The 11,898-nt window shown below is 71.1% G+C and carries 8 protein-coding genes and 2 pseudogenes; 7 read left to right on the top strand and 3 right to left on the bottom strand.

Annotated elements, in window-relative coordinates; all coding sequences use genetic code 11:
• Positions 1-18: 18 nt before the first annotated feature.
• Both AB0I98_RS04250 and AB0I98_RS04245 read right to left on the bottom strand, forming a co-directional pair.
• A pseudogene (locus AB0I98_RS04250) lies at positions 19-468 on the bottom strand (hypothetical protein); the annotation flags it as partial.
• A 128-nt stretch (positions 469-596) separates the two neighbouring features.
• Entirely contained in the window at positions 597-2,270 is a 1,674-nt protein-coding gene (locus AB0I98_RS04245) for a PucR family transcriptional regulator ligand-binding domain-containing protein (protein WP_362935020.1), read from the bottom strand.
• 377 nt (positions 2,271-2,647) lie between these two features.
• Here AB0I98_RS04245 and AB0I98_RS04240 point away from each other — a divergent pair, with 377 nt between their 5' ends.
• From AB0I98_RS04240 to AB0I98_RS04215, 6 genes and pseudogenes are all read left to right on the top strand, one after another.
• The gene (locus tag AB0I98_RS04240) at positions 2,648-3,538 is read left to right on the top strand and encodes a xanthine dehydrogenase family protein subunit M (RefSeq protein WP_362935017.1); all 891 of its coding nucleotides are present in this window, start codon (positions 2,648-2,650) and stop codon (positions 3,536-3,538) included.
• On the top strand, positions 3,538-4,107 hold the full coding sequence (locus AB0I98_RS04235; RefSeq protein ID WP_210571532.1) for a (2Fe-2S)-binding protein: 570 nt from the start codon (positions 3,538-3,540) through the stop codon (positions 4,105-4,107). The genes AB0I98_RS04240 and AB0I98_RS04235 overlap by 1 nt, the downstream gene beginning before the upstream one ends.
• A 4-nt stretch (positions 4,108-4,111) precedes the next feature.
• Positions 4,112-6,508 (top strand): molybdopterin cofactor-binding domain-containing protein, encoded by a 2,397-nt coding sequence (locus tag AB0I98_RS04230; protein ID WP_362935014.1) that lies wholly within the window; start codon positions 4,112-4,114, stop codon positions 6,506-6,508.
• Positions 6,509-6,820: 312 nt separating this feature from the next.
• Positions 6,821-8,278 carry an NCS2 family permease gene (locus tag AB0I98_RS04225; protein ID WP_362935011.1) on the top strand — a complete coding sequence of 486 codons (1,458 nt, stop codon included), beginning with the start codon at positions 6,821-6,823 and terminating at the stop codon, positions 8,276-8,278.
• 37 nt (positions 8,279-8,315) lie between these two features.
• The gene (locus tag AB0I98_RS04220) at positions 8,316-9,473 is read left to right on the top strand and encodes an XdhC/CoxI family protein (RefSeq protein WP_362935008.1); all 1,158 of its coding nucleotides are present in this window, start codon (positions 8,316-8,318) and stop codon (positions 9,471-9,473) included.
• Between the two features lie 4 nt (positions 9,474-9,477).
• A pseudogene (locus tag AB0I98_RS04215) lies at positions 9,478-10,286 on the top strand (amidohydrolase family protein).
• A gap of 13 nt (positions 10,287-10,299) precedes the next feature.
• Here the strand turns inward: AB0I98_RS04215 and AB0I98_RS04210 are convergent.
• Positions 10,300-10,740 carry an SRPBCC family protein gene (locus AB0I98_RS04210; protein ID WP_362935005.1) on the bottom strand — a complete coding sequence of 147 codons (441 nt, stop codon included), beginning with the start codon at positions 10,738-10,740 and terminating at the stop codon, positions 10,300-10,302.
• A gap of 134 nt (positions 10,741-10,874) precedes the next feature.
• On the opposite strand from AB0I98_RS04210, the gene AB0I98_RS04205 reads away from it, so the two are divergent.
• Positions 10,875-11,888, top strand: coding sequence for a DUF2278 family protein (locus tag AB0I98_RS04205; RefSeq protein WP_362935002.1), 1,014 nt, complete (start codon positions 10,875-10,877; stop codon positions 11,886-11,888).
• Positions 11,889-11,898 lie beyond the last annotated feature (10 nt).

Raw genomic sequence — 11,898 nt, 5'->3', positions numbered from 1 at the left:
CGTCCTTGCCACTGCCACGCGCGCCGCCTGCGGGGAGAGGGTCAGGTTCTCGGCCAGCAGGCCCCGGCGGAAGTCCAGCAGCGCCCGGCCCGGCGCCCCCGGCGGGACCAGCGCCGCCGCCCGGCCCAGCGCGGCCCGCGCCTCGTCCGCCCGGTCCCGGACCGTGTGCAGCGTGGCCGCGTAGGCAAGTTGCCCGCGTTCACAAGCGGCCGCGCCCCGCTCCTCGTCGGTGTGGGCCAGCGCCTCGGCCGTACGCAGCCCGTCCTCGGCCTCCTCCCAGCCCTGCTCGGTGTACAGACACCGTTCGACCAGCAGCGCGGCCCGCTGCAACGCGGACGCCGGGGTGTCGGGCCGGAGCAGGGCCGCCGCGTCCGCCCAGCACGCGCGGGAGCGCAGCCGCCATACCGCGGTCTGGAGGGGATCGTCACCAGGGGTCGTTCCGAAACCAGACATGGCGGTATGCGCCACATTGCCCTCCCCGAGCGCGCCGTCGAGCTATGAGTGGTGGCGGCATCTCAGCACGAATCGTCGCCCCTGGCCAAGAGGGAGTGTGAAAGTTTTCACTTGCGCTGACTCGCGCGGCCGGTCCGATCGCCTCAACTCATCCGCAACGCCAGGAAGAAATCGAGCTTGTCCTCCAGGCGTGACAGGTCACGGCTCGTCAATTGCTCGATTCTGCCGACGCGGTAGCGCAGCGTGTTGACGTGCAGGTGGAGGCGGTTGGCGCAGCGTGTCCAGGAGCCGTCGCAGTCGAGGAACGCCTCCAGGGTGGGGATCAGTTCGGCGCGGTGCCGGCGGTCGTAGTCCCGGAGGGGGTCGAGGAGCCGGGCCGTGAACGCGCGCCGGACGTCGTCCGGGACGAAGGGCAGCAGCAGGACGTGCGAGGCCAGCTCCTGGTGGCCGGCCGCGCACACCCGGCCGGGCCGGGCCGCCGCCACCCGCCGAGCGTGCCGCGCCTCCTCCAGCGCCCCGCGCAGCCCCTCCGCCGAGTGCACGGCCGCGCTGACGCCGAGCGTGACCCGCCCGTCCTCGTCAAGACCGGCCGTCAGGGGATCCCGTACGGACTCCAGGAGCGCTTCGGCGTGGATCCCCGACTCGGAGCCGTCGTGCTCGGTCGACACCGCCGGGAGGGGTACGAGGGCGATCGCCTCGTCGCCGGTGTGGGCGACGGCGATCCGGTCGGAGGGCTCCGGTCCCGTCGCCAGCGGGTCGACGAGGATCTCCTCAAGGAGCGACTGGGCGACCGGCCCGCCCTCGATGTCCCCGCCGTCCCACTCGACGCGGGCCACGACCACCTGCCAGTGCGGTGCCGCGCCGAGCCCGGGCAGCAGCACCGGGGCGGCCACCCGCAGCCGGGCGGCGATCTCGGCGGGCGCGGCACCGGTCTGCACCAGCTCCAGCACCTCCTGAGCGAGCCGCCTGCGCACCGTACGGGCGGCGTCCCGCCGGTCCCGCTCGACCGCGATCAGCTGGGTGACGCCCTGGAGCAGGTCGAGCCGTTCCTCGGGCCAGTCCCCGGCGTCCGCCGCGACGGCCAGCAGCCAGTCCGACAGCACCGTCTCCCGTACGTCCCGGGCGCCCTGCGGGGAGCGCCCGCTGCTGCGGATCGGGAAGAGGGCGTACGGCGCGGTGCCCAGCGTCACCCGGTGCGGGCCCCGCCGTCCGGTGCGGGCGGCCGCCAGATGCTCGGCTGCCAATCGCGCGCACAGGTCGGCGGGCAGCTCCGGCCCGCCCACCTTCGGGCCCGCGATGAGCCGCCCGGTCGGCGACAGCACCCAGGCGCTCAGATCGAGGTCGGAGCCGAGGAGGTCGAGGACCACGTCCGGACCGCCGCCCGCGGGGCCCGAGGTCATCATCCGCCGGTGCCGGTCGACCACCGCCGCGAGGTCCCCGGCGCGCTCGCCCGAGACCTGCCGTACGACATGCTCGGTGATCGTCGCGAACGCCACCGACTCGTGCACCGCGAACAGCGGCAGCCGGTGCTTGGCGCAGGCGACCACCAGATCGTCCGGGACGTCCCCGAGTTCGGCCTCACCGGCGGCGAGCGCGGCCACGCCGGCCGCCACCAGGATCCGTACGAACGGCTCGGAGTCCTCGGCGTCCCGGCGCCAGGCCAGGCCCGTGAGCACCAGCTCCCCGCCCGAGAGGTAGCGGCTGGGGTCCCTGAGGTCGGTGGTCATCACGCCGCGGACGGTGCGGTCCAGCTCGTCCTCGCCGCCGAGCAGCCTGAGGCCCAGCGCGTCGGTGTCCAGCAGTGCGCGCAGCCGCATTCTCGTCGCCGCCGTTCTTTGTCTCGAAATCTACGATGAATCTTGATGGGTCATGGTGGCCGCGGCCAGATCGGCGGGCCGGTGAGCGCCGCTGTACGCGGTGCTCGCCTGCTTCCGGAGGTGTCCCAGGTCACAAGGGCTGTGACTGACGTTTCCACGGAAAAACGAGGAGGTTACCGGTGACCTCCATTCATACGAATCTACAAGATGACCTCGCTGGCCAGCCAACTCCTTCATGGTTTCCGTGACTGACCGATGGGGCGCACCGCGCTGTGTACTGACGTCAATCCGCGTTAACAGAACATGAACGAGCCAGTCCCACCGCACCCGATCTGGCTTGATCAGTACGACCCACGAGACGAAGAAGAGAGCCGGTCATGGACTTCCTTCGCCCCGCCAGCTGGGAGGAGGCGCTCGCCGCGAAGGCCGAGCACCCCACCGCTGTGCCGATTGCGGGTGGCACCGATGTGATGGTCGAGATCAACTTCGACCACCGCCGGCCCGAGTACCTGCTCGACCTGAACCGCATCGGCGACCTCTCCGAGTGGGAGGCCGGCGAGGACACCGTGCGGCTCGGCGCCTCCGTCCCGTACGCCAAGATCATGGAGCACCTGCGTCCCGAGCTGCCGGGCCTGGCCCTCGCCTCGCACACGGTCGCCTCCCCGCAGATCCGCAACCGCGGCGGCGTCGGCGGCAACCTCGGCACCGCCTCCCCGGCCGGCGACGCCCACCCCGCCCTCCTCGCGGCCGGCGCCGAGGTCGAGGTCGAGTCGGTGCGCGGCTCCCGTCTCATCCCGATCGACGAGTTCTACACCGGCGTGAAGCGCAACGCGCTCGCCGCCGACGAGCTGATCAGGGCCGTACACATCAAGAAGGCCGACGGGCCGCAGCAGTACTCCAAGGTCGGCACCCGCAACGCCATGGTGATCGCGGTGTGCGCCTTCGGTCTCGCGCTGCACCCCGAGACGCGGACCGTCCGCACCGGCATCGGCTCGGCCGCCCCCACCCCGGTCCGCGCGAAGGCCGCGGAGGAGTTCCTGAACGCGGCGCTCGAAGAGGGCGGCTTCTGGGACAACGGCAAGATCATCACCCCGTCGGTCGCCAAGCAGTTCGCGGAGCTGTGCTCGGGCGCCTGCAACCCGATCGACGACGTCCGGGGCACCGCGAGCTACCGCCGGCACGCGGTCGGCGTCATGGCCCGCCGCACGCTGACCTGGACCTGGGAGTCGTACCGCGGCGCCCGCCGCATCACCGAGGGAGCTGCGTAATGCGTGTGAACTTCACTGTCAACGGCCGTCCCCAGGAAGCCGACGACGTGTGGGAGGGCGAGTCCCTGCTGTACGTGCTGCGTGAGCGGCTCGGTCTGCCGGGTTCGAAGAACGCCTGCGAACAGGGCGAGTGCGGTTCGTGCACGGTCCGCCTCGACGGCGTGCCGGTGTGCTCGTGCCTGGTCGCCGCCGGTCAGGTGGAGGGCCGCGAGGTCGTCACGGTCGAGGGCCTGGCGGACTACGCCAAGCAGCGCTCCTGCGGCGACACGTGTGGCACCTCGCTCGACGAGGCCAAGGGCTGGCAGGCCAAGGGCACCGACTCGCAGACCGGCGAGGGCACGGAACTCTCCCCGATCCAGCAGGCGTTCATCGACGCCGGCGCCGTCCAGTGCGGCTTCTGCACGCCGGGTCTGCTGGTCGCCGCCGACGAGATGCTGGAGAGCAACCCGAACCCGACCGACGCGGACATCCGCGAGGCGCTGTCGGGCAACCTGTGCCGCTGCACCGGGTACGAGAAGATCATGGACGCGGTCCGGCTGGCAGCCGCCCGGCAGGGAGAGGCGGTCTAGCACCATGCCCACCAACGGCGCCCCCATCGGCGCTCCCACCAAGGTCACCCAGGGCTCCCAGACCAAGGGCGGCATCGGCGAGTCCACCCTCCGCCCGGACGGCACCCTCAAGGTTACCGGCGAGTTCGCGTACTCGTCCGACATGTGGCACGAGGACATGCTCTGGGGCCAGATCCTGCGCTCCACGGTCGCGCACGCCGAGATCGTGTCCATCGACACGGGCGAGGCCCTCGCGACGCCGGGCGTGTACGCCGTCATGACGTACGACGACCTGCCGACCGACGTGAAGAACTACGGCCTGGAGATCCAGGACACCCCGGTCCTCGCCCACGGCAAGGTCCGCCACCACGGCGAGCCCGTCGCGATCGTCGCCGCCGACCACCCGGAGACCGCGCGCCGCGCCGCCGCCAAGATCAAGGTGGAGTACCGGGAGCTGCCGGTCATCACCGACGAGGCCTCCGCGACCGCGCCGGACGCGATCCTCGTCCACGAGGGCCGCGACGACCACCACTTCGGCCATGTCCCGCACTCGAACATCGTGCACCGCCAGCCGATCGTACGAGGGGACGTCTCCGCCGCTCGTGAGCGTGCCGACGTCGTCGTCGAGGGCGAGTACACCTTCGGCATGCAGGACCAGGCCTTCCTCGGCCCCGAGTCGGGCCTCGCGGTCCCGGACGAGGACGGCGGCGTCCACCTCTACATCGCCACCCAGTGGCTGCACAGCGACCTGCGGCAGATCGCCCCGGTCCTCGGCCTGCCCGAGAGCAAGGTCCGTATGACGCTGTCCGGCGTCGGCGGCGCGTTCGGTGGCCGTGAGGACCTGTCGATGCAGATCCACGCCTGTCTGCTCGCCCTGCGCACCGGCAAGCCCGTCAAGATCGTCTACAATCGCTTCGAGTCCTTCTTCGGACACGTCCACCGCCACCCCGCGAAGCTGTACTACGAGCACGGCGCCACCAAGGACGGCAAGCTCACCCACCTGAAGTGCCGGATCGTCCTGGACGGCGGCGCCTACGCGTCGGCCTCCCCGGCGGTCGTCGGCAACGCCGCGTCGCTGAGCGTCGGCCCGTACGTGGTCGACGACGTGGACATCGAGGCGATCGCCCTCTACACCAACAACCCGCCCTGCGGCGCCATGCGCGGCTTCGGCGCGGTCCAGGCGTGCTTCGCCTACGAGGCGCAGATGGACAAGCTGGCGGCGAAGCTCGGCATGGACCCGGTGGAGTTCCGCCGGCTCAACGCCATGGAGCAGGGCACGATCATGCCGACCGGCCAGCCGGTCGACTCCCCGGCCCCGGTCGCCGAACTCCTGCGCCGCGTCAAGGCCATGCCGATGCCGCCGGAGCGCCAGTGGGAGAGCAGCGAGGGCGCGGACGTACGGCAGCTGCCCGGCGGTCTGTCCAACACCACGCACGGTGAAGGCGTCGTACGCGGAGTCGGCTACGCCGTCGGCATCAAGAACGTCGGCTTCTCCGAAGGCTTCGACGACTACTCGACCGCTCGCGTGCGGATGGAGGTCGTCGGTGGAGAGCCGGTGGCCACCGTGCACACCGCGATGGCGGAGGTCGGCCAGGGCGGCGTCACCGTCCACGCGCAGATCGCCCGCACCGAGCTGGGCGTCACGCAGGTGACCATCCGTCCGGCGGACACGCAGGTCGGCTCGGCGGGTTCGACGTCGGCCTCGCGCCAGACGTATGTCACGGGCGGCGCGGTGAAGAACGCGTGCGAGCTGGTCCGGGAGACGGTGCTGGAGATCGGCCGCCGCAAGTTCGGTACGTACCACCCGGCTTGGGCGACGGCCGAGCTGCTCCTGGAGGGCGGCAAGGTCGTCACCGACGGCGGCGAGGTACTGGCCGACCTGGTGGACGTCCTCGAAGACGAGGCCGTCGAGATCGAGGAGGAGTGGCGGCACCGGCCCACCGAGGCCTTCGACCTGCGCACCGGCCAGGGCAACGGCCACGTCCAGTACAGCTTCGCCGCGCACCGCGCCGTCGTCGAGGTCGACACCGAGCTGGGCCTGGTCAAGGTCATCGAGCTGGCCTGCGCCCAGGACGTCGGCAAGGCACTCAACCCGCTGTCCGTCATCGGCCAGATCCAGGGCGGCACGGTACAGGGCCTGGGCGTCGCGGTGATGGAAGAGATCATCGTCGACCCCAAGACGGCCAAGGTCAGGAACCCCTCCTTCACGGACTACCTGATCCCCACCATCCTCGACACCCCGACCATCCCGGTCGACGTCCTCGAACTCGCCGACAACCACGCCCCCTACGGCCTCCGCGGCGTCGGCGAAGCCCCAACCCTGTCCTCAACTCCAGCCGTCCTCGCAGCAATCCGCAACGCGACGGGCCTGGAGCTGAACAGAACGCCGGTACGCCCGGAACACCTGACGGGCACGGCGTAAGCGGCGCGTCACAACGCCGCCGCCGCGCCTCACCGGGCGCGTGCGGCAACGGCAACGTCTCAACGTCCGCCGCCGCTGCGGGCATGCGTGCCGCCTGGGGCGGCACGGGTGGGCGCAGCGGCACCCCGACGCCGGGCAACAGCCAAACCCACGGCAACCCCGACGCCGGTCAAGTCCAGTACCACGCACACGCATCGTTCGTCTCGGGCCGTCCCCCGGGTCGTGCGGCCGCAGCACCTTCCCAAATCCCGTAGCCGCCACCCCGGCGGTTCCCCATACGGGTGTCCCTATGAACCTTGGGAGCAGGCCCACATGACCCAGCAGTCACTTGAGCCGAGGACCACAGCCGAAGACGCGGGCGAAGGCACCCGCATCCCGGCCGGCAGGTCCTGGCTCGACCGGTACTTCCACATATCCAAGCGAGGATCCACCGTCGCAACGGAGGTCCGCGGCGGCGTCACCACCTTCATGGCGATGGCGTACATCCTCCTCCTCAACCCCCTGATCCTGTCCGGCAAGGACGCCGCAGGGAACACGCTCGCCCAGCAGGCCCTCATCACCGCAACCGCGTTCGCCGCGGCCCTCACCACCCTGCTGATGGGCTTCTTCGGCAAGGTGCCGCTCGCCCTCGCCGCCGGCCTCTCCGTCTCCGGCGTCCTCGCCTCACAGGTCGCCCCGCAGATGACCTGGCCGCAGGCCATGGGCATGTGCGTGATGTACGGCGTGGTCATCATGCTGCTGGTCGTCACCGGCCTCCGCGAGATGATCATGAACGCGATCCCGCTGGCGCTGAAGCACGCGATCACCATGGGCATCGGCCTGTTCGTCGCCCTGATCGGCTTCTTCAAGGCCGGTTTCGTGCACCAGGGCGAGGGGACCCCGGTCACCCTCGGCCCGGCCGGCGAACTGGCGGGCTGGCCCGTCCTGCTCTTCGCGGTGACCCTCCTCGCGATCTTCATGCTCCAGGCGCGCGGCATCCCCGGCGCGATCCTGATCGGCATCGTCGGCGGCACCCTCATCGCGGTCGTCCTCAACGCCCTCGACGTCATCGACCCCAAGCAGTGGGCGAGCGGCGCACCCGAACTGCACGGCAGCGCGGTCTCCATGCCCGACTTCTCGATCTTCGGCAATGTCGAGTTCGGCGGGTGGGGGCAGGTCGGCGCGATGACGGTCGGCATGATCGTGTTCACGCTCGTGCTCGCCGGGTTCTTCGACGCGATGGCGACGATCATCGGCGTCGGCACCGAGGCCAAGCTGGCCGACGACAAGGGCCGGATGCCGGGCCTGTCCAAGGCGCTGTTCATCGACGGCGCGGGCGGCGCGATCGGCGGCGTGTCCGGCGCCTCGGGCCAGACCGTGTTCGTGGAGTCGGCGACGGGCGTCGGCGAGGGAGCCCGTACGGGCCTGTCCTCGGTCGTCACCGGCCTGTTCTTCGCGGCCTGCCTGTTCTTCACGCCGCTCACGGCGATCGTGCCGGGCGAGGTCGCGGCGGCGGCCCTGGTGGTCATCGGCGCCATGATGATGATGAACGCGCGGCATGTGGACTGGGCGGACCGGGCCACCGCGATCCCGGTCTTCCTGACCGTCGTCATCATGCCGTTCACGTACTCGATCACGGCCGGTGTCGCCGCCGGTGTCATCTCGTACGTCGCCATCAAGATCGCTCAGGGCAAGGCGAGGGAGATCGGGGCGTTCATGTGGGCGCTGACAGGCATCTTCCTGGTCTTCTTCGCCCTCAATCCCATAGAGAGCTGGATGGGCGTGCACTAGGCACGTCTCCACACAACCGCTGTAAGGAGACCGAGAGATGCTGGACATCGCCGAAGAGCTGCACCGGTGGGTCGAGCAGGGACGCGACTTCGCCGTGGCCACCGTGGTGGCCGTCGGCGGCAGCGCGCCCCGCCAGCCCGGCGCCGCCCTCGCGGTGGACGCCGACGGCACGGCGATCGGCTCGGTCTCCGGCGGCTGTGTGGAGGGCGCCGTGTACGAACTGTGCCAACAGGCCCTCCAGGACGGGGAGTCGGTCCTGGAACGCTTCGGCTACAGCGACGAGGACGCCTTCGCCGTAGGCCTGACCTGCGGCGGCATCATCGACATCCTCGTCACCCCGGTCCGGGTGGGCGACCCCGTCCGCCCGGTGCTCGCGTCCGCGCTCACCGCCGCCGCGCGCGGGGAGGCGGCGGCGGTGGCCCGGATCGTCTCCGGCCCGCCGGAGCTGATGGGCCGGGCCCTGCTGGTCCACCCCGAGGGCCCGTACGACGGTGGCTTCGGCGCCCACCCCGAACTGGACCGCACGGTCGCCGAGGAGGCCCGCGCCTTCCTGGACGCGGGCCGCACCGGCACCCTGGAGATCGGCGAGCGGGGTTCGCGCTGCGGGGCCCCGCTCACGGTCCTGGTGGAGTCCTCGGTTCCACCGCCCCGGATGATCGTCTTCGGCGCGATCGACTTCGCGTCGGCGCTGGTCCGCATCGGCAAGTTCCTGGGCTACCACGTGACGGTGTGCGACGCCCGCCCCGTCTTCGCCACGCGGACCCGCTTCCCCGAGGCCGACGAGATCGTCGTCGAGTGGCCGCACACGTACCTGGAGGGCACGCAGGTCGACGGCCGTACGGTCCTGTGCGTCCTGACCCACGACGCCAAGTTCGACGTACCCCTGTTGCAGCTCGCGCTCCGGCTCCCGGTCGCCTACGTCGGCGCGATGGGCTCCCGCCGCACCCACCTCGACCGCAACGAACGCCTCCGCGAAGTCGGCGTGACCGAGCTGGAGTTGGCCCGACTGCGCTCCCCGATCGGCCTCGACCTCGGCGCCCGCACCCCCGAGGAGACGGCCCTGTCGATCGCCTCCGAGATCGTCGCGGCCCGCCGCGGCGGCAGCGGCGTCTCCCTCACCGGCGCCCACACGCCCATCCACCACGACGTGACGTCGGCGTCGGAACCGACGGGGCGGATCGGGTCGGTAGCCTGACCGCATGCCCGTCATCGACGCATGGATGCAGCACCCCACGCTCCGGCACTCAAACCACGAGATGTTCGAGTCCCTGCGCCGCTGGACGGGCATGGAGCGGCTCGAGGAGCCACTGCCGGTCAAAGCGACGGTGGCCGCGATGGCCGCCGCCGATGTCGAGATCGGCCTGTCCGCGGCCTGGTACGGCCCTCAGGGACCGCTGATCAGCAATGACGAGGTGGCCGAGTTCGTCGACCGGTCGGACGGCAGACTGCGCGGCGTGGCCGGAGCCGACCTCACCCGCCCGGTCCCGGCGGTACGGGAACTGCGCCGCGCCGTGCAGGAACTCGGCTTCGTCGCCCTGCGGATCGTCCCCTGGCTCTGGCAACTCCCGCCCACCGACCGGCTGTACTACCCTACGCCGCCTGCGTCGACCTAGGCATCCCCTTCTGCACCCAGGTCGGCCACACCGGCCCGCTGCACCCCTCCGAGACGGGCCGCCCCATTCCGTACGTCGATCAGGTCGCCCTCGACTTCCCCGAACTGACCATCGTGTGCGGGCACATCGGCTACCCGTGGACCACGGAAATGATCGCGGTCGCCGACAAACACACCAACGTCTACATCGACACCAGCGCCTACACCGCCCACCGCTATCCGCCCGAACTGGTCGCCTACCTGCGCGGCCGGGGCCGCGGCAAGGTCCTGTTCGGCTCCAACTACCCGATGATCACGCCGAGTCGGGCGCTGGAGCACCTCCCCGACCTCGACCTGGACGACGAGACCACTGAGCTGTTCCTGTCCGGCAACGCGCGACGCGTCTTCAGTCTCTGAGCGACGATCCCCGTCACGGCCACCTGAGCAACCGATTCACCGCACGCCCGAACACATACCGCGCCGCCCGCTCCACCACCGGATCGAAGACGCCGGGCACCAGCCGCACCCCGAGTTCCTCGCGCCAGACGACCCGCGCCCGGCCACCCGGCCCCAGTCGCACCTCGAGCTCGGCCCAGCCGGTGATCACGCGGCCCCGCTTCTCCAGGCGGCACAGGCCCGGTGTCTCGTCGCCGGGTGGGTGCCACACGGTGACCTCCATGCGGTCGTCGAAGGCGAGCGGGCCGAGCCCGGAGCGGGCGACGAACACCGTGCCCTCCCCTGTGGGGGGTGGGGTGACGACGGTGACCCGGGTCAGCGGGACGACCTCGCTGTGGCGGGGCCACTCGGTGAGTCGGCGCCAGGCCTCGGGGAGGGGGAGGGGCGCGGTGCGTTCGAGGAGGAAGTTGACCACGCAATGATCGTAGGGAAGCTCGTTGTGAATTCCCGTCCCAACTTCCCGCACGGACCGGTGAAGCATGGTGGCGGGCCTCTAGCATGCCCCGCATAGGCGGGCAATCCGCCCGCCCTCAGGGGGAGTTGTTCGTCATGCCACTGAAGGCCTATGGCGTACTGATCACACGAGCGGTCGACACCCGGCGCGAGGGCGCCGACGACACGCCGCACTACCAGATCCATCTCACGGACGACGCGGGCACGCACTACCGCGCCGCCGTCAACGTCCTCTCGCAGGAGCGGCCCAGCGAGCTGCTGTACCTCGTCGACGAGGACTTCCGGCACCCCGTCACGGACCGGCTGGAAGGCCTCACCAGCGGCTGGAACACCCTGCCGGCCGGACCCGGCGGCCCGAACCTCGACTTCGTCCGCGGCAACCTCTTCGACCCGGCGCGGATGCGCCCGCTGCCGCCGGACGCGGACGGTCCCGACAACGACCTCGCCGACGTCCTCGACCACTATGTGCGGCGCGCGGTCGACGACCCGGAGGCCCGGCTGTACGTCTTCGGTGAGCGCTGGGGGCCCGAGAACGGCGCCCAGGACAAGGTGTTCGGCTTCCGGCCCGGCAACGGCGTCCACGACATCCATATGAACCAGGGCAACAGCCGCCGCTTCCGGGGCGACGACGGGGTGTGGCAGGACGGCGGGATTCTGATCCACTTCCCCGGGCAGTCGCGCTGGGTCGGGATCTTCCTCGCCTTCCAGAGCCAGTCCTGGCACACCGACGACATCACCGGCCACGCCCTGGAAGGCGCCGACGGTACGCGCCCCGAGCCCGGCGGCCAGCGGGTGCGGGTCGTCGCCGCGCTGGTCAACCCCAGGGGCCCAGCGCCCGAAGCGGAGACGGTGACGCTGCTCAACGCCTCGCCGGACCCCGTCGACCTCACCGGCTGGCGCCTCACCGACCGCCTTGGACACGGCTCCCCGGTACCGCCCGGCCCGCTGGCCCCCGGCGCCTTCCTGTCCGTCCCCCTATCGGCGGACGGCGCCCAACTCGGCAACAATGGCGGCGAGATCAACGTTCTCGACGCGGGCGGCCTGAAGGTGCACGGTGTTTCGTACACCAAGCAGCAGGCGGGACGTGAGGGCTGGACCGTGGTGTTCTGACGACCCGACG

It is taken from the genome of Streptomyces sp. NPDC050211 (assembly GCF_040656035.1).
Taxonomy (GTDB): Bacteria; Actinomycetota; Actinomycetes; order Streptomycetales; family Streptomycetaceae; genus Streptomyces.
Note: the sequence above shows the minus strand (reverse complement) of the source record. Positions and strands in the feature narration are given on the sequence as shown.